The organism is Glaciimonas sp. GG7, assembly GCF_052976905.1.
This window is the reverse complement of record NZ_JBRIIQ010000079.1, coordinates 1-17,449: the sequence shown is the minus strand read 5'-3', so window position 1 is coordinate 17,449 and position 17,449 is coordinate 1. Positions and strand designations below refer to the sequence as shown.

17 protein-coding genes and 1 pseudogene are annotated in these 17,449 nt (G+C 53.9%); 8 read left to right on the top strand and 10 right to left on the bottom strand.

What is annotated here, in order from left to right; all coding sequences use genetic code 11:
* The 9 genes and pseudogenes from ACVBEF_RS16080 to ACVBEF_RS16040 all read right to left on the bottom strand — a co-directional run.
* On the bottom strand, positions 1-2,394 hold a 2,394-nt coding region (locus ACVBEF_RS16080), incomplete at its 3' end, for an ABC transporter permease (RefSeq protein ID WP_447124940.1).
* Positions 2,391-2,948 carry a DUF4126 domain-containing protein gene (locus tag ACVBEF_RS16075; protein WP_447124941.1) on the bottom strand — a complete coding sequence of 186 codons (558 nt, stop codon included), beginning with the start codon at positions 2,946-2,948 and terminating at the stop codon, positions 2,391-2,393. The genes ACVBEF_RS16075 and ACVBEF_RS16080, both read right to left, overlap by 4 nt.
* 105 nt (positions 2,949-3,053) lie before the next feature.
* Positions 3,054-3,815, bottom strand: a complete 762-nt coding sequence (locus ACVBEF_RS16070) for a sulfite exporter TauE/SafE family protein (protein ID WP_447124939.1) — start codon at positions 3,813-3,815, stop codon at positions 3,054-3,056.
* Between the two features lie 199 nt (positions 3,816-4,014).
* Positions 4,015-5,106, bottom strand: coding sequence for a chorismate synthase (gene aroC, locus ACVBEF_RS16065; RefSeq protein WP_447124938.1), 1,092 nt, complete (start codon positions 5,104-5,106; stop codon positions 4,015-4,017).
* A gap of 61 nt (positions 5,107-5,167) precedes the next feature.
* Positions 5,168-5,695: a GDYXXLXY domain-containing protein gene (locus tag ACVBEF_RS16060; RefSeq protein ID WP_447124937.1), complete on the bottom strand. Its 528-nt coding sequence runs from the start codon at positions 5,693-5,695 to the stop codon at positions 5,168-5,170.
* A complete protein-coding gene (locus ACVBEF_RS16055; RefSeq protein WP_447124936.1) occupies positions 5,688-6,749 on the bottom strand; it encodes a DUF4401 domain-containing protein in 1,062 nt (353 codons plus the stop codon). The genes ACVBEF_RS16060 and ACVBEF_RS16055 overlap by 8 nt, the downstream gene beginning before the upstream one ends.
* Positions 6,746-7,801, bottom strand: coding sequence for a DUF2157 domain-containing protein (locus tag ACVBEF_RS16050; protein ID WP_447124935.1), 1,056 nt, complete (start codon positions 7,799-7,801; stop codon positions 6,746-6,748). The genes ACVBEF_RS16055 and ACVBEF_RS16050 overlap by 4 nt, the downstream gene beginning before the upstream one ends.
* Positions 7,802-7,821: 20 nt before the next feature.
* Positions 7,822-9,138 (bottom strand): annotated as a pseudogene (locus ACVBEF_RS16045) (MFS transporter); the annotation flags it as partial.
* A gap of 100 nt (positions 9,139-9,238) precedes the next feature.
* Positions 9,239-9,694 carry a CBS domain-containing protein gene (locus ACVBEF_RS16040; RefSeq protein WP_447124934.1) on the bottom strand — a complete coding sequence of 152 codons (456 nt, stop codon included), beginning with the start codon at positions 9,692-9,694 and terminating at the stop codon, positions 9,239-9,241.
* Between the two features lie 235 nt (positions 9,695-9,929).
* On the opposite strand from ACVBEF_RS16040, the gene ACVBEF_RS16035 reads away from it, so the two are divergent.
* The 4 genes from ACVBEF_RS16035 to ACVBEF_RS16020 all read left to right on the top strand — a co-directional run bounded on the left by ACVBEF_RS16035 (position 9,930) and on the right by ACVBEF_RS16020 (position 13,077).
* Positions 9,930-11,252, top strand: coding sequence for an O-acetylhomoserine aminocarboxypropyltransferase (locus ACVBEF_RS16035; RefSeq protein ID WP_447124933.1), 1,323 nt, complete (start codon positions 9,930-9,932; stop codon positions 11,250-11,252).
* Positions 11,253-12,101 carry an alpha/beta fold hydrolase gene (locus ACVBEF_RS16030; RefSeq protein ID WP_447124932.1) on the top strand — a complete coding sequence of 283 codons (849 nt, stop codon included), beginning with the start codon at positions 11,253-11,255 and terminating at the stop codon, positions 12,099-12,101.
* On the top strand, positions 12,102-12,410 hold the full coding sequence (locus ACVBEF_RS16025) for an Mpo1-like protein (RefSeq protein WP_447124931.1): 309 nt from the start codon (positions 12,102-12,104) through the stop codon (positions 12,408-12,410).
* 235 nt (positions 12,411-12,645) lie between these two features.
* A complete protein-coding gene (locus ACVBEF_RS16020) occupies positions 12,646-13,077 on the top strand; it encodes a DUF3761 domain-containing protein (protein ID WP_447124930.1) in 432 nt (143 codons plus the stop codon).
* 67 nt (positions 13,078-13,144) lie between these two features.
* Here ACVBEF_RS16020 and ACVBEF_RS16015 read toward each other — a convergent pair whose 3' ends face one another.
* On the bottom strand, positions 13,145-14,428 hold the full coding sequence (locus ACVBEF_RS16015; RefSeq protein ID WP_447124929.1) for a YihY family inner membrane protein: 1,284 nt from the start codon (positions 14,426-14,428) through the stop codon (positions 13,145-13,147).
* Positions 14,429-14,534: 106 nt separating this feature from the next.
* Here ACVBEF_RS16015 and wrbA point away from each other — a divergent pair, with 106 nt between their 5' ends.
* The 4 genes from wrbA (at position 14,535) to ACVBEF_RS15995 (ending at position 17,440) form a co-directional block, all read left to right on the top strand.
* Positions 14,535-15,167, top strand: coding sequence for an NAD(P)H:quinone oxidoreductase (gene wrbA / locus ACVBEF_RS16010; RefSeq protein WP_447124928.1), 633 nt, complete (start codon positions 14,535-14,537; stop codon positions 15,165-15,167).
* Between the two features lie 10 nt (positions 15,168-15,177).
* Complete coding sequence (locus tag ACVBEF_RS16005) at positions 15,178-15,636, top strand: DUF2069 domain-containing protein (RefSeq protein ID WP_447124927.1); 459 nt, start codon at positions 15,178-15,180, stop codon at positions 15,634-15,636.
* Between the two features lie 2 nt (positions 15,637-15,638).
* On the top strand, positions 15,639-17,057 hold the full coding sequence (locus ACVBEF_RS16000; RefSeq protein WP_447124926.1) for an FAD-binding oxidoreductase: 1,419 nt from the start codon (positions 15,639-15,641) through the stop codon (positions 17,055-17,057).
* 149 nt (positions 17,058-17,206) lie between these two features.
* On the top strand, positions 17,207-17,440 hold the full coding sequence (locus ACVBEF_RS15995) for a hypothetical protein (RefSeq protein ID WP_447124925.1): 234 nt from the start codon (positions 17,207-17,209) through the stop codon (positions 17,438-17,440).
* Positions 17,441-17,449: the final 9 nt, after the last annotated feature.

Here is a 17,449-nt window from a genome sequence, read left to right as displayed (position 1 = left end):
AATCCACACACTAAACGTCCAAGTAAAACTAAACACAAAATGCGCCAACGCCCAGCCAGTAGCCGCCGCCCCGCTAGCAGCCAAAAACCCCGCCAAAGAACCAATCAAGCCAAACTCAATCCACTGCGCATGCGACAACTGCTTGCGCGTCGCCCCCAACGCCCGCAACAAACCCGCCTCACGCATGCGCTCGTCTTGCGAACTCAGCAAGGCCGCATACAACACCAACCCGCCCGACGCCAACGTGAACAAAAACAAAAACTCCACTGCGGCGACAACCTGATTCACCACGTCTTGCAATTGCTTAATGAGGCTGCCGATATCAACCACAGTGAGATTAGGAAAGTCGCGCGTCAACGCATTGCCCAAATTGCTATGCGCAGGCGGCAAATGAAACGCCGTAATCCAGCTACGCGGCATATCGACCATCGCCTTGGGATTGAGGATGACAAAGAAATTCACCTGCATCGATCCCCACTCTAGTTTGCGCAAACTGGTAATCGGCGCGCTCACGGTCTGCCCGGCAATATCAAACGTCAATTTGTCGCCCAACTTCAAATTGAGCGTCTTAGCCAACCCCTCTTCCACCGATGCTTCAGGCTGATCATCTTTAAACCAGGTTCCGGCAACAAGGTTATTTTTGGGCGGCACATCCACCATCGTGGACAAATTAAATTCACGCTCAACCAAGCGCCGGGCGCGATCTTCCTGATAGCTATCGGCGGTAATCGTCTTGCCATTGATTTCTGTGAGACGACCGCGAATCATCGGATACATCGTTGGGTCAGCAACGCCACCGGCAATGAGCCGTTGATTGATATCAGCACGTTGATCGGGCTGAATATTAATAACAAACCGATTCGGCGCATCTGGCGGCGTAGCCAAACGCCATGCACCGATCAGATCGCCACGGATGACGGTGAGCAACAATAACGCCATCAATCCCAGCGCCAACGCCACGATTTGCACGATGGTCGCGCCCGGACGCCGTTGCAGACCGGTCAGGGCAAAACGCCAGCTAGGATGCTTAAGTACGCTGCGCAAATACCGTAACGATTTCAACGCCAGCCACGCAACCCCGGCAAACACCACAAACCCGCCGAGAAATCCAAGCGCGGTGAGCAAACCCAACTTAACGTCGCCAGCCTGCCATAACAGCAAAGCGATAAACGTCAGCGTGCCCAGGCCGTAGGTTGCCAGCACCATTGCTTGCGGTGCGTCTTGCTCACGCCGTATCACGCGGTTGTGGGGCACGTTGCGTAGCTGCAAAATCGGCGGCAACGCAAACCCCAGCAATAACAGCAAGCCCGTCGCAATCCCTTGCAAACCGGGGATCAGACTAGCCGACGGCAAATCGTGCGAGACAAACTTGCCCAGCCATTCCAGCAGCACAAAATGCCCACCAAAACCTGCCAGCGCGCCAATGATGCTACCGATTAAACCTATGCATAAAAATTCATACAGATATAGCCGCGTCACTTGATTCTGGGTCAAGCCCAGACAACGCAACATGGCGCATGCATCCAGATGACGCAACATAAACCGGCGTGCAGCCATCGCAATCGCCACCGCCGCCAACATCGCCGAGAGCAGACTGACCAGAGACAAAAACTGCTCGCCCCGATCCAGCGTGGCGCGCATTTCCGGGCGACCGGTTTCCAGCGATTCAATCCGCACCCCTTTGACATTCGTACGTACGATGTCGGCCTCTACCCAATCCTGAAAAGCCTGCACTTGCGGCGCAGCGCCAGCCAGCAATAAACGATACGTCACGCGTGAGCCGTCCTGCACCAAATGGGTAGACGCCAGATCGGCCATCGCCAACATGACACGGGGTGAAAAATTGACGAAGCCGCTGCCACGATCCGGTTCATTCGACAAAATATGCGCAATCGTAAAACGACGATCGCCTAATTTAAGCGGCGCGCCGACTGGGAGATTTAATGCACTCAGAATATTTTGATCAACCCACACCGTGCCTGCTGCGGGAATGGCGCGGGTGAGAACGCCATCGTTATCAGGCTTGTCGGCGATGCGTAAATGGCCGCGTAATGGATAGCCGCCTGAGACGGCTTTTAAGGATGCCAGTTGGCTGCGGGCGTCGTCACCCTCACCGGCTAACGCCATGCTGGGGAAAACGATGGTGTCGGCAATCGTCAGACCACGCTTTTGGGCTTCGCTACGCCAGTTGGCATTGATCGGCTGATCGGCGGCGATCAGCAAATCAGCGCCGAGTAATTGATGCGCATCGCGGGCTAATCCGGCCCGCATACGGTCGACAAAAAATCCAACCGAGGATAACGCCGCGACCGCCACAATCAACGCCACTAATAAGAACCGTAATTCACCAGCGCGCCAATCGCGTCGGGTCATACGCAGGGATTGAGCAATCATGTACTAAGCCTATGAAAAACCCAGCGCAGACTACGCCACAACTTGGGTAACAACCAGATGGCAAAAATAAAAAACACCAACAAAAATCCGAACAAAATCCAGGGATGATAAAACGCCGCCCATAAAACGCCCAGTACGGACAGGTCTTCTGTCACTGAGGCCGTCCAGTTACTCAATGGTTCAGGCGAAGTATTGATCATCGCCCGACTACTCGCCTTGGTCGCATGCGCACCAGCGGCCACCGTACCACCGAGCAACGCGGCGGCAGTGGTCAACGCCGGGTCCATCGCCCCCAAAGCCGCCGCACTGAGTACAGCACCAGCAGGAATCCTGATGACAGTCTGAATCGCATCCCAGACTGAATCGAGTCCGGGGATTTTATCGGCCAGAAACTCAATGAGCATGAGTGCGCCGGTCAGACCGAGAATCCAGGGCGATTGCAATCCATTGAGCGCATGCGGAAGCGTTATCCAGTCCAGCCGGGCGAATAATCCGGCGACGAATAGCGCCATATATAAGCGAATGCCGCTAGCCCAAGATAAGCCAGCGGCCATCGCTATCGTTGAAAGTGGGTCCACAGTGTTGTCTCCTCACCGCAATTAGTATGGCCGTTTAGCGATCATTTAGTGATGCGCTAGCGGCCTGCCTGCATAAAATCATCAACCACGCAAAATCAACCATCCAGCCAACACAATGAGCGCGATGCTGAAAGCTAATCTCAACCGTCGTTCCGGTAAACGGTGGGCCAATGTGACGCCCGCCGACACACTCAATATGCCACCAATCGCCAACGGAATCCCGACTTGCCAATTCACATGCCCGGCATACGCAAAAGTGCACAACGCCACCACCGCCCCCGGCGACACCAGCGCCAAAGCCATGCCTTGGGCGGCGGTTTGCGTCATGCCGAAAAACCCCACCAACGCAGGCGGAGCTACAACACCGCCGCCGACCCCGAAAAAACCGGAAACCGCCCCACCAACCACACCGACCACCGGCAGATAATTCAGGCCTAACGCAGTTCTTGGAGGCATGGACGATTTACGCCGCAGCAAGTTCCACAACAAATAACAGCCCAGCACTTCCATGAAGACGGCAAAGGCAAAATGCAGCGTATTAGCAGCAATCACGGTGGCGTACCAAGCGCTGGCGTAGGTCACCACTACCGCCGAGCCGCCCAGCATGCTTGCGGCACGTAAATCCAGACTATTACGCTGGCGATAACGCCAAAAACCGATCAATACATTGGGCGCGATCATCACCAGCGCCGTGCCTTGCGCCAATTGCTGATCCATTCCATACAACATGCCCAGCACCGGAATGGCAATGAGGCCGCCGCCAATACCAAAGACACCACCGACTGCGCCCAACACCGCGCCTAGCAGCAGATTGCCGAAAAATAGTACCGATATATCAAGCATATTTACGTGCCGATTGGTAAAAACACACTGAGGAAGGCACGAAGCAGCTCACCGTCGCTACTTCAAAGAATAGTTCGAAAATATGGAAAACCAAGAAGCTGACGGCCAGACCTGAGAGCCGTCAGTCATGTACACAAATGAGGGAGGCACGTCGGCGCAGCAAATCTGCATCTGAACACCGACCGACACACAGAAATAACTAAGCCGGATTCACCAACCGATCCACTTTCACATCCCCGCATTGCGCCCGATGACGCAACGCGTGATCCATCAAAACCAAAGCCAACATAGCCTCGGCAATCGGTGTAGCCCGAATTCCAACGCAAGGATCGTGGCGGCCAAAGGTTTCCACCGTCGTTGGCGTACCTTGCTTGTCGATAGACTGACGCGGTGTGCGGATGCTGGACGTCGGCTTGATCGCAATGGTCACCGTAATATCTTGCCCGGTCGAAATACCGCCCAGTATGCCGCCAGCGTTATTCGACAAAAACCCTTGCGGCGTGATTTCATCGCCATGCACTGAGCCTTTTTGCGCCACCGATTCAAACCCGGCACCGATTTCGACCGCCTTGACAGCATTAATCCCCATCATCGCGTAGGCAATATCGGCGTCGAGCCGGTCATACAAAGGCTCGCCCAGACCCACCGGAACATTGCTGGCAACGACGTCGATGCGCGCACCGCAAGAATCGCCATCCTTACGCAAGGCGTCCATGTAATCCTCAAGCTCAGGGATTTGGCTGATATTGGGCGCAAAGAAGGGATTTTCGCGGACATGGTCCCAGGATTCGAACACAATCGGAATCTCGCCGAGCTGGCTCATGCAGCCTTTAAAAGTAGTGCCGTATTGTTGCAGCAACCATTTCTTGGCAATCGCCGCCGCCGCCACTGTTGGCGCGGTTAAACGGGCCGAGGAACGACCGCCGCCGCGGGGGTCGCGGATGCCGTATTTTTGCCAATAGGTGTAATCGGCATGACCGGGACGGAAGGTTTCGACAATATTGCCGTAATCCTTGCTGCGCTGATCCTGATTGCGAATGAGCAACATAATCGGCGTGCCGGTGGTTTTGCCTTCATAGACGCCAGACAAAATCTCGACCGTATCCGGCTCTTGCCGTTGGGTGACGTGGCGCGAGGTGCCGGGCTTGCGGCGGTCCAGATCGGGCTGGATGTCGGCCTCTGACAAGACTAGCCCGGGAGGGCAACCATCGACGACGCAGCCAATTGCCGGGCCGTGGGATTCGCCAAAATTGGTAACGGTAAATAACGCGCCAAAGGTATTGCCGGGCATGATGATCCTGATAAATAGGCTAAACGAGAATTTTACCAGTGCAGGGTCAATTGGGTCGCCGCTAAGGCAACTTTTTTGGCGATAGGCTAATAGCCTTCAAATGCTCATCCTGCAAACCAACCAATAACGCCTGTCCATCAGGCGCGACGCGAAATTGTCCGTAACGCGCCGCGGCCAGCGCCATACCCTGACCTTCCTGGAAAAACCATGCATCCGTGACTACTTTGACACGGCCATTGCGCAAACGATATTCAATCAATACTTCGTCCTCTGCCAACGGTTTGCCATCAGCCAGCCGGACAAATGTGGCTGGCGCATTGGGCGGCACTGACAATACCGCCTTGCCCGACTCCGGCAGGGTTGAGCTGGCGGCGGCGATAGCACGCGAAAGCTCCAAGTCCAGCGCCATGTAATCGCCCTGCATCAACGAGCGTGGATCGACGGGCGCTAACGCCAGCGACACGCTGCGACCATACTTGAGAATCTCTTCTTTGTGCCAGATCGCCTGATTAATCGCCGCCAGAATCAACATCAAGCCGATTAATATCAAGCCGCCGCGATTATGTTTTACGGTATTGCGGTCAAGCATGTTTAGTCTCCGTGTGCACGCGGCAAAGGGCCACGTAAGCTAGCAATAGCAAGCCGCCTGACAACATCAAACCGATCGATTTGGTGAGCAGCGTCCATTGCAGGGAGTAATAAAACCACGATAGATAGCCCAGCGTTGCAACAATGCCTGTCGCAGTCAACTCGCGCCGCCCCCGTGCAAACCCCAGCAACAGCAACATCGCTCCCAATACCAGACCAATCACCCAACCACCGAATATCGCCAGCGTCAATCCGCAACCGAGAGCGGCACAACGTCGTGCCAGCGATAATCGGGCACTCAACTGGGCCACCAGTGCCACAAAGATCAGCCCGACGACAATCGGATCAAGCAGATATAACCAACCGGATAATCCATCGCCCAGAGCACTGCGATGACCGTCCCCTTGCACGATCAACGCCAACCACAGCAAAGACAACGTCAACCCAACCGCCATCGGCAGAAACGCCTGCCGCAAGCGCACTTGCCAGTTGGATTCATCCAACCACAGCAACGCAACCAGCCCGGTGCAAATCGGCAGAACAGGGCTGGCTCCCAACAATGTCCTGCACCCAAGATCCAATGTCAGTAGCAACAAAAAAGTACTCAACACTCTGTGAGAAAAATTAGGTGCCAGCACAATCAAGACCAGTTCAAATGCCGCCATCGCAAACAATGACCCGACGCCATTTGCGCCATACGTCGACACCAGCCAATATCGCAACATGCCCTGACCGGCCAGACTCAATGTCAGCGCAAAATACTGCCCGAAATCGGCCATGCCAGTGCGCCGAATCATCTGATAAATGGCACACGCGACCGCAACCAGCACTAACCCGACAACCAGCAAAATGCGGGCCTCATACATCGACCGATCGATAAACGACATACAAAAATACATCAGAAACACGCCGCCCACGCAGCTACTAAGACCCAGCATCAAATTGATATACCAAGGCGTCGCCACATCTGTGGACAACCCTGCTGGCGCTTGTACCGTCTTCACCAAACCATCGGTATGCAACTGTTGCCACAACCTGTCCGCATGCGCTTTCATGCCAATTCCTTTTGACGCCACCTGCGTTGCAAGCTGCGCAACCACAGCGCAGCGATGGTCGAAGTGCCGACAAGAAACAGAACAATCGCCATCAAATTAAAGGGCGAACTATCATTCAAACCAGGAAAAAATAAGACGTCCAGTTGCACCGCTCCGATCACAATCAACGCCAGACAGCTGGCACTTAATAATGGCAGATCATGGCGACGGCGATACAGGACGAAAAATCCGGCGAGAACCACCAACATGGCAATCGCGTTGCTATTTATCCATAGCGATGGCGCCATCATCCGTGTCCGCAAAAAAATAAAATAAATCGTACCGAGCGTCAGTGCTGCCAATACGAGCAAACCAGCAAAGCGAATAAAGTACCGGTATTTATATAATTTTACGGCTACTTCGGATTGCTGATAACTGCGAGGAACGCTGACTTTTACGCTAATTTCAGCGCCAGCCCAAACCACCAGATTGAGCCAGAAGACCGATACCATCAAGCCGTTCTCGGTCTCCTTGGCGACGAAAAAATCCAAGGTATCCCGCTCTACATACAACACCAACGCCAGATTCAATAATCCCAACCATAAACACCAGGCCGTATTGAGGCGCGAGATCAATACCCACGGAAAAATCAACATACTCCAGGTTAGAAATAATTGATAAGGATCGGCGCCGGTTTGATAGGTTTGCCCGAAATAGGCTAGCAGCGCGCCACATAACAGCATCGCAGCTAGCATTGCGGCCTGGCCCTTTGCGGTATCTAGCGTAAAACGATGGGCCAGTAAGGCTGCCGTGATGAGCATACCTTGCAGCAAACTGAACTTTGCCAGTCTCGGCAATTCTTGCCAGTTAAAGGCAAAGAAAAAAATGACTCCGACCACGAGAAACAAAGCCCCGGAAAACAAACACACTTTCTCCAGAAAATGCTTCCAGTCGGTGCCGTCGGGCAAGTTGCCAGACAACGCTAATGCGCGTTCTCCGGCCGCAGGCGAGAGCTGCTTTTCTTGCAGCCAACGGGAAATAATCGGACGTAGATCAGATGGTTTTATCTGCATGCTCAGACCCCCTCACGACGCAATATCCAGCCCCGAAAACGCAGCAGATAGTCCGGCTCGGCCGAAAAAATACAGAGCGTCACGACGGCATTCAAAATCGCAGTCAACATAAAAATCTGAGGAATCGTCATCCCGACATTTAATAACACCATCGCCAACAAGGCGGCTACCACCATGAATAAAGAGTTGAGGATATTCATCCCCGCGATGGTTCGCGACAAATGGGCGGGATCAGAACGGGTCTGAATGACCGCGAACAAGGGCACGACGTACACACCGCCAAACAAGCCGATCATCAAACAGGCGAACAGAACCCGTACGCTACCGCTGTGCGCAACAAACCCGAGAAAATCCACGGCGCTGGTATTGATATAAGCCCCACTGGCGAGAAACAATTCCAACCCAAACACCGACAACCCAATCGCCCCCAGTGGGACCAGACCAATTTCCACCTTGCGCCCGGAAAGCCATTCGCACAGCAACGACCCGGTACCGACGCCGAGTGAAAACACGGTGAGCAATAGAACGAAAACGCTATGATCGCCATGCAAATAATTTTTGGCATACAACGGAAACTGCGCCAGGATAATCGCCCCATAAAACCAAAACCAGGAATTCGCCAGCATCGCCAGAAACACTGGCCGATTTTTACGGGAGAAACCCAGATTGCGGACCGTTTCGGTGAACGGATTCCAATTAATTTTCAAGCTCGGCTCAGGCGCTGGTGTGATTGGAATGCGGCAGCTAAACAGCCAACCGATGACCGCCACGGATAGTGTGCAGCCCGCCACAAGTGGGATTCCCCACGGCCTTTGCACGACCAGCACCGCACCAATAATTTCACCCAACAAAATACCGACGAAGGTGCCCATCTCAATGACGCCATTGCCGCCAATGAGCTCGTCCTTCTTTAACTGCTGAGGTAAATAAGCGTACTTAACCGGGCCGAATAATGTCGAATGCAAGCCCATGCCGACCACCGCACCTATCAGCAACCAGAGGTTATGCGTCATCCAGCCAAACGCGGCTAACGACATAATCGCAATCTCCAGTACTTTTACATAGCGCGCAATGCGCGACTTTTCAAATTTATCGGCGAATTGGCCCGATGTTGCCGAGAACAGTACGAACGGCAAGATAAACAAACCGGGAATCAAATTATTCAGAAAGCCGGAGTCCAGCGTGGTCCAGCTCAGCGCGTCATAAGTGAGGATCGTCAGCAACGCTGTCTTGAATACATTGTCATTGAAGGCCCCTAAAAACTGCGTCCAAAAGAACGGCGCAAAGCGGCGCTGGCGCAACAAGGAGAATTGATTTGGTCGGTTTTGTGCGGGCATAAGCAATCGTCAAATAAGTTAATAGCAGATATAAAAAAACCGTCGGCGGCCAATTGTGCCACCAACGGTTTTTTTTAAATAATCTCCGGGGTCTACGGTATCAATCGTCTAGCGAAGCAGACTCTCCAGGCCAGTCGCGAATATAGGCTTTGAGCATCTTGTTTTCAAAACCCTGCGCTTCCAGCACAGCTTTGGCAACGTCATAAAACGACATCACGCCGAGCAAGGTACTGGCGTCCATCACCGGAACATAACGCGCATGGCGTTCCAGCATCAGGCGTCGCACTTCATTGACTTCGGTATCTGGCGTGATCGAAATCGGACTGTCATCCATATGTTTGCGCACCGTGAAGCTACCGACTTCACCGCCGTTTTCATGCACCGCTTTCAACACCTCACGGAAAGTCAGCATGCCAACCAGTGTGCCGAATTCCATCACTACCAGCGAGCCGATATCTTTTTCGGCCATCGTATTAGCAGCCTCCAGTAACGGTGTCTCCGGCGTCACGGTATAGAGGATGTTGCCTTTGACTTTAAGTATCTCAGAAACTTTCATTGGGTCATCCTGCCTTTGCTTGTTATGCTTATGGTCTTGTATTTGGGGAGTCTGTCGGGCTAAGAAAATTGGCAGAAATATGCGTAAACAGCATTATTTCTGCGAAATATCCCTGTCCTATGTGTCCCTAGAATGTAGCTTAAGCCCGTCGAAAAATCTACTGCTGACTGTTACACGGGAAAAATGTTTATATACCAATATTAAATTAAGCAGTTTGAAAGGAGAACGCCTCTTCATGAGCAAGCTAAAATCCCCCGGTTTCGATACTTTATCCCTGCACGCCGGTGCCATCCCCGACCCCACCACGGGCGCACGTGCCACCCCGATTTACCTCAGTTCCGCCTTCGTCTTCAAGGACTCCGACCACGCCGCCTCGCTCTTTAATATGGAGCGCGCCGGTCACATCTATTCGCGCATCTCCAATCCCACCAACGCCGTGCTCGAAGAGCGCATTGCCGCCCTCGAAGGCGGTGTGGCCGGGATTGCGGTCGCCAGCGGACAGGCCGCCTTACATCTTGGACTGGCTACCATCGCCGGAGCCGGATCGCACATCGTCGCTTCACGCGCCCTATACGGTGGCTCGCACAACTTGCTGGCGTACACCTTAAAGCGCTTCGGCATCAGCACCACCTTCGTCGATCCACGCGATCTGGACGCCTGGCGCGCTGCAATTCAACCGAATACCAAAGTCTTATTCGGCGAAACGCTCGGCAATCCCGGCCTCGACGTACTCGATATTGCCAGCGTAGCGGCGCTAGCGCATGAATACTATTTACCGCTGCTGGTCGATTCCACCTTCACCACGCCTTATCTGCTGCGCCCGTTCGATCATGGCGCCGATCTGGTGTTTCACTCGGCAACTAAATTCCTCTGCGGCCACGGTACGGCAGTGGGCGGTCTGTTGGTCGATGGCGGCACTTTCGACTGGCAGCACGCCTATGACAAAACCGGCCACTTCGCCGAGTTATGCGCACCATACGACGGCTTTCACGGCATGGTTTTCTCTGAAGAATCAACCGTCGCGCCCTTTGCTTTACGCGCCCGGCGCGAAGGCTTGCGCGACTTTGGCGCAGCCATGAGCCCGCATAACGCTTTTGCTATTTTGCAAGGCGTCGAAACGCTGGCCCTGCGTATGGAAAAACACGTCACCAATACCCGCGCCGTGGTTGAGTTTCTGATGCGGCACGACGCCGTAGCCTCAGTCGCCTACCCGGAACTAGCATCTCATCCCGATCATGCGCTGGCGCAGCGCCTACTCCCCAAAGGCTGCGGGGCGGTAGTCTCCTTCAATCTGAAGGGAGACCGTGCAGCCGGTCGCCGCATGGTCGAATCATTGAAAATATTTTCCCATTTAGCCAATGTCGGCGATGCCAAATCGCTGGTCATCCATCCCGCCTCCACCACCCATTTCCGCGTGCCAGCCGAACAACTGGCCGCGTCCGGAATCGGCGAAGGCACATTGCGGCTATCGGTTGGATTGGAAAATATCGACGATCTGATTGAGGATTTGGCCTACGGCCTGAAAGCGGCACAACGGCTGCCAAAAAAGGAGGCTTAAATGCTCATCACTATTCAAGGCCACGACGCCTGGTGCTACACCGGTGGCAAACCCTTTGATGCCGCCTTACCGACGGCGATATTTGTCCACGGCGCACAAAACGACCATTCCGTCTGGGCCTTGCAAACCCGCTATTTCGCGCACCACGGGTTTAGCGTGTTAGCAGTCGATTTACCCGGACATGGGCGCAGCCAAGGCGCGCCGCTGACAACGGTGGAGGCAATGTCTGCCTGGCTGCTGGCGCTGATCGAGGCTGCCGGTGTCAACCAAGCGCTCATCATCGGCCATAGCATGGGCTCGCTCATTGCATTGGAAAGCGCCGCTACTGACTCAGCCATCTGCGGCATTGCCATGGTCGCCAGCGCCTGGCCGATGAAAGTCTCGGATGCGCTATTGGAGGCCGCCAATCATGACCCCGCAAGCGCCATCGGCATGGTCAATCAATGGTCGCATGCCAGTTTCGTCCAAAAACCCTCTTGCCCCGGCCCCGGCTTTTATGTTCTCGGCGGCAGTCAACGCTTGATGGAGCGCATAGCGCAACAGGACCTGCGCAATCCGGCCCGGACGGACGCCACCAATACCGTTTTCCATACCGATTTTGTTGCCTGCAATGCTTATCAAGGCGGCGATGCAGCAGCAAAAGCAGTGCGCTGCCCGGTCTTATTTTTACTGGGAAAACGCGATGTCATGACGCCACCGAAAGCGGCTAACGCTCTCATCAGCGCCATCCCCCATGCAAAGGTAGCGCAGGTCGATAGTGGCCATGCGCTCATGGCCGAACAACCGGATGCTGTGTTGGAGCATTTATTTAATTTTGCGACAGAAATTGTATGGTTGAAGGAGAAATGAATGAGGCGTAAAAAATACACGTCTTTTGCGGCGTTTTATCCAGACTACCTGAGCCAACACGCACACCGGCTCTGTCGGCGCATGCACTTTATCGGCTCGACATTCGCGCTAGTAGCCCTGCTGATGCTGATATTTAGCGGTAATCCATGGTGGTTATTGGCTGCTGCTTTCTGTGGTTACGGCTTTGCCTGGACAGGTCATATTGTCTTTGAGAAAAATCGTCCGGCTACCTTTGAGCAGCCGCTTTATTCGTTCATCGGCGATTGGGTGATGTACGGCCAAATGCTCACCGGGAAAATATCTTTTTAAGCATCCATACGGAAGGATGCCCAATTTTGTTTCATTAAAGCAACAAAATAAATTTCATTACAGTTGTCCTCCAAATACCTTTTAAGTTCGTTATGACTTAGCAGACGCATCAAATTAATCACCAAAAATCAACACATCACCCGTCAATCAGTGTTTGTATTTATCAGCGTCCATGCATAGTATTCATAGAGCAAGATTATTTAATTGGTATCTCAATAACTTTTGGAGAAATACGATGAAAATGACAATCGCGATGATCGCCTTGACCGCAGGACTAACCTTCTCCGCCAGCGGATACGCCCAAACCGCCGCGCCTGCTGTCGCTCCGGCAGGCACAACCGGGCTTTGTAAGGATGGCTCCTACTCTTCCGCCGCTACAAATAAAGGCGCTTGCTCAAGTCACGGTGGAGTCAAAGATTGGTACGGCAAAGCCGCTCCCGCAACACCTCCTGCAGCAGCAGCTCCAATGAAAAGTCCAATGGCAGCCCCTGCTATGGCACAAGCCGCAGGCGGCGGCCCCGGCCAGGTCTGGGTCAACACCAGCTCAAAAACCTACCATTGCATGGGCTCGAAATGGTATGGAAAAACCAAAGCCGGTGCATACATGACAGAAGCGGCAGCCAAAGCGGCTGGCGATCACGCTGATCATGGCAAGGCTTGCTCTTGATTTTTTACATTGCCAGGACTGCATGAAAAACGCCCCGAACTTCGGGGCGTTTTTACTTGTCTGCGTACTATGCTTGCTCAGCCGAGGCCAGATAACGCCCCAAAGACTGATCCAGCCCGACCTCAATCGCCTCTTCAACTTGCTTCGCCACTGGCGAGACCGTAATGACGTCGGACGCCGTATTAAAGACGAACAGGCGATAAATTTCAGCCAGTTTCAGACTCTCGGGATTGACCAGCAAAGTCCATTGATCGGTATCGGATAAGGCACGGCGATTCCAGCGTATGCGTTTGCGCAACTTCGCACCGGTATTGATACGACCCACCCAGCCGACTTCCAGCATTTGCTGCAACAAATGTTCCGACTCATCAAAGCCAAGACGCGTCGCGCGCCGAATCTGCATTGCGCTGACAGCCGCAGAATCATCCGTGGCGCGGGCCTGATGCAAGACGGCCAATACCGCCATCGCATCGACAAAAGCGCTCCCGGGTGCCGGTAAATGCCACCAGCGCTCATACTTGATCACCGGCAACGCCGCCACCACCAACGCGCCGACCAGTGTGATCATCCACAGCATATAAATCCACAGCAGAAAAATCGGCAATGCGGCTAACGCCCCGTAAATCACGGTATAAGTCGGAAATTTGATGATATAAACGGCAAAAATGCGTTTGGCAATCTCAAACGCAATCCCTGCAAACAAGCCGCCCCAGACGGCGTCCCGCCAGTCAACCACCCGGTTAGGCACGACGATATACAGCAAGGTAAACGCCGCCGTCGTCAACGCCACCGAAACCGCGCTATAAAACCAGGTGCCCAGCCAGCTCATGACCAATCCATTGGTGGCCTCGGTCAGATGCGACGTGACAGAAATGGAGATACCGATGAGCAACGGCCCCAGCGTCACCAGCGTCCAATATACCAACGCACGCTGGATAAGTGGACGCTGGGTTTTAACGCGCCAGATGCTGTTAAACACCTGATCGACCGTTGACATCGTCATACCAGCCGTGACCACCAGCGCCACCCCGCCGACCGCCGATAAGCGCGCCGATTTGCTGGCGAATTGATTGAGATTATCGAGAATGGTGTTGGCAATCCCTTTCGGCATCAGGTTGTGCACAAAATAGGCCTCTAGCGATGCCCGAAAAGTACTGAACAACGGAAACGCCGTAAAAATCGCCAGCGCAATCGTCACCATCGGCACTAACGCCAGAATCGTGATGAAAGTCAGACTACCGGCGACTTGCGGTAACCGCTCTTCACTCAGACGACGTCCGGCAAACCGCACCAGGTCGCGCAGTTCAGTCCATGACAAACCGCGCAGGCGGGAAAATTTAAATGAAAACATATTTTTATTGTGTTCTTACAGCGTGATGGAGGGAATACTTTTCGGGACTATCTCAGTCCCGATACAGGAGCAAAGACAGCGGCAAAGCGCCCTATAATACCAACCTATGAGCCTATCAAAAACACCCCTTAGCACCAGCCACAAAACCATCATCCTGGTTTTGTATTACTCCCGCCATGGCGCAACGCGCAAACTTGCCGAATTGATCGCGCAAGGGATCGACGCCACTCCCGGTTGCGAAGCACGCCTGCGCACCGTGCCGGCCATTTCTACAGTCACCGAAGCGACCGAATCGTCGGTACCGGCAGAGGGCGCACCCTACGTCGAATTGGAAGATTTGGAACAATGCGCCGGCTTAGCACTAGGATCGCCCACCCGCTTCGGTAATATGGCCTCGGCACTAAAATATTTTTGGGACGGCACCACCACGCAATGGCTGGGCGGCGCTCTGGCTGGCAAACCGGCTTGTGTGTTCACGTCCACCGGGAGCCTGCACGGCGGTCAGGAATCGACCCTGATCTCGATGATGCTGCCGCTGCTGCACCATGGCATGCTGGTGATGGGCTTGCCGTACACGCTGCCAGAACTGATGACCACCAGCAGCGGCGGCACTCCCTACGGCGCGAGCCATTGGTCGGGCTTGAATGGCAGCCATCCGATTTCCACCGAGAGCCGGACTCTGGCCATCGCCCAAGGTAAACGTCTGGCCCAAACCGCATACAGGCTGCAAGCAGCATAAGGAAAATGCGATGAAAAAAGACGATGGCAACAAATATGCCACCAATACAACGGCAATCCAGAACATACCAACGCCGCAACCTCCGCGCTGGCTGTACTTCGGCGCTGCCGGTAGTCTGCTCGCGCTCATCGCTCTGTGCGTAGCGTGGGAACTATTCTTAGCACCCTTGCGCCCGGGCGGCTCCTGGATGGTGCTCAAAGTCCTGCCCTTGCTGCTGCCATTGCGCGGCGTGTTGAAGCGTGACATCTATACGCTGCAATGGTCGTCCATGCTGATCTTGATTTATTTTGCCGAAGGCATCGTGCGCGCAACAAGCGACAGCAATCATCTGTCAGCCATGCTGGGCTGGGCTGAAGTTGCGCTGACCTTCATCTACTTCGTCTGCTCTCTCATGTATTTGCGTCCCTACAAAAAAGTCGCCAAGGCAGTAGCAAAAGAAGCAATTGAAAAAGCAGCCCGCTCAAAATAACCATGCCAACTGACTTCCATGATTTCACTAAAGCCTGCAAAAATGCCATCGGGTACGCCCACGTCCTCACCAATACTGACGACAAAGCGGCGTATCTGACCGACCAGCGCCAACGCTACACAGGTCAGGCCATCGCCGTGGTCAAACCCGGCAACACCGCAGAAGTCGCCGCCATTGTGAAGTTGTGCAATCAATTTAATATCCCGGTCGTTCCCCAGGGTGGCAACACCGGCCTCGTTCTCGGCAGCGTGCCCGATAGTAGCGGCCACGCAATTGTGTTGTCGCTAAGCCGCCTCAATCAGATGCGCGCCGTTGATCCGGTCAATCAGACTATCACCGTTGAAGCTGGCTGCATCTTGCAACGGGTGCAAGAAGCAGCACTCGCGGCAAATCGCCTGTTCCCACTATCGTTAGCCGCCCAAGGAAGCTGCACCATCGGCGGCAACCTCGCCACCAACGCTGGTGGCACAGCGGTTCTACGCTACGGCAACACACGCGAATTATGTTTAGGACTGGAAGTTGTCACCGCGCAAGGCGAGATCATGCAAGGCCTGCGCGGCTTGCGTAAAGACAATACCGGCTACGATTTACGCGATCTGTTTATCGGCGCAGAAGGCACACTGGGCATCATCACGGCAGCGGTCATGAAACTATTTCCGCTCCCAAAAGCACAGCTCACCGCCTTGGTCGCTCTGCAAACGCCCGATCAGGCGCTGCGTCTGCTCACACTGGCGCAAGGCCATTGCGGCCCGGCGCTGACCGGTTTCGAGTTGATGTCGGACCTGTGCCTGCAATTGGTTGCTAAACATATGCCGCATTTGACATTTCCTTTTGCTGCGCATAGTCCACACTACGTCTTGCTGGAAATCTCAGACAGCGAATCGGAAGCCCATGCCAGCGCCATGCTCGAAGCGCTGTTAGCGACGGCGCTGGATCAGAGTATTTGTCAGGATGCTGTATTAGCAAGCTCATCGACGCAATCGAAAACGCTCTGGCAATGGCGTGAAAGCATCTCCTCAGCGCAAGCCAAAGAAGGCAAAAATATCAAGCATGATGTTTCCCTGCCCATTTCTGAAATCGCCATATTTATCAGCGTCACCGACGCCTTGTTGCAGCAACATTTTCCCGGTTGCCGTAACGTCACTTTCGGTCATTTGGGCGATGGCAATTTACATTACAACGTCTCGCCCGAAGTCGGCCAGAACGCCGACGCGTTTCTGGCGCAACAGTCGGCGATCAACCGGGTCGTGCATGACAGCGTGCATCAATTCGGTGGTTCGATCTCTGCCGAGCACGGGATAGGCGCATTGAAGCGGGAAGAGTTATTACGCTACAAATCTGCTATTGAGATCGGTTTGATGAGGACCATCAAACAAGCGCTGGACCCGCTTAATTTGATGAATCCGGGGAAAGTTCTTTAAGCCCTGCTTTGGTTTCTGCTTTGGTTTCTGCTTTGATTCCTGCATTGATTCCATTACATACTGTTACACAGCGCGTGTTCACTTTTCGATCCGTCGAGCGTTAAGCTCTGACCACCATCCGAGAGACTTCACCGGACACGCGCAATCAGATGACGACCATATCAAAACTCCGTCTAAACGCCTCCCTTGCAGCATTGCTTACGATTGCGTTTTTATTGAGCCTGGGGCTGAGTTTACTAAACCCCCTCAGCGCTTTTGCCGCTCCCCCTTTAAGCGCATCAACACCGCTGACCGACAACGAAAAAGCCCTGCACGTCCTCAACCGTCTCGCTTACGGTCCAGTTTTGACATGGCGTGTTTTAGCTCTCCATTCCTACCAATAAAACCAATCC

What these genes read in the sequence shown, in the direction of transcription:
- ACVBEF_RS16075 (WP_447124941.1), bottom strand. Translation starts at nt 2,948, where the DNA reads ATGGCCGCTGGCTTATCTTGGGCTAGCGGCATTCGCTTATATATGGCG.
- ACVBEF_RS16070 (WP_447124939.1), bottom strand. Translation starts at nt 3,815, where the DNA reads ATGCTTGATATATCGGTACTATTTTTCGGCAATCTGCTGCTAGGCGCG.
- aroC (WP_447124938.1), bottom strand. Translation starts at nt 5,106, where the DNA reads ATGCCCGGCAATACCTTTGGCGCGTTATTTACCGTTACCAATTTTGGC.
- ACVBEF_RS16060 (WP_447124937.1), bottom strand. Translation starts at nt 5,695, where the DNA reads ATGCTTGACCGCAATACCGTAAAACATAATCGCGGCGGCTTGATATTA.
- ACVBEF_RS16055 (WP_447124936.1), bottom strand. Translation starts at nt 6,749, where the DNA reads ATGAAAGCGCATGCGGACAGGTTGTGGCAACAGTTGCATACCGATGGT.
- ACVBEF_RS16050 (WP_447124935.1), bottom strand. Translation starts at nt 7,801, where the DNA reads ATGCAGATAAAACCATCTGATCTACGTCCGATTATTTCCCGTTGGCTG.
- ACVBEF_RS16040 (WP_447124934.1), bottom strand. Translation starts at nt 9,694, where the DNA reads ATGAAAGTTTCTGAGATACTTAAAGTCAAAGGCAACATCCTCTATACC.
- ACVBEF_RS16035 (WP_447124933.1), top strand. Translation starts at nt 9,930, where the DNA reads ATGAGCAAGCTAAAATCCCCCGGTTTCGATACTTTATCCCTGCACGCC.
- ACVBEF_RS16030 (WP_447124932.1), top strand. Translation starts at nt 11,253, where the DNA reads ATGCTCATCACTATTCAAGGCCACGACGCCTGGTGCTACACCGGTGGC.
- ACVBEF_RS16025 (WP_447124931.1), top strand. Translation starts at nt 12,102, where the DNA reads ATGAGGCGTAAAAAATACACGTCTTTTGCGGCGTTTTATCCAGACTAC.
- ACVBEF_RS16020 (WP_447124930.1), top strand. Translation starts at nt 12,646, where the DNA reads ATGAAAATGACAATCGCGATGATCGCCTTGACCGCAGGACTAACCTTC.
- ACVBEF_RS16015 (WP_447124929.1), bottom strand. Translation starts at nt 14,428, where the DNA reads ATGTTTTCATTTAAATTTTCCCGCCTGCGCGGTTTGTCATGGACTGAA.
- wrbA (WP_447124928.1), top strand. Translation starts at nt 14,535, where the DNA reads ATGAGCCTATCAAAAACACCCCTTAGCACCAGCCACAAAACCATCATC.
- ACVBEF_RS16005 (WP_447124927.1), top strand. Translation starts at nt 15,178, where the DNA reads ATGAAAAAAGACGATGGCAACAAATATGCCACCAATACAACGGCAATC.
- ACVBEF_RS16000 (WP_447124926.1), top strand. Translation starts at nt 15,639, where the DNA reads ATGCCAACTGACTTCCATGATTTCACTAAAGCCTGCAAAAATGCCATC.
- ACVBEF_RS15995 (WP_447124925.1), top strand. Translation starts at nt 17,207, where the DNA reads ATGACGACCATATCAAAACTCCGTCTAAACGCCTCCCTTGCAGCATTG.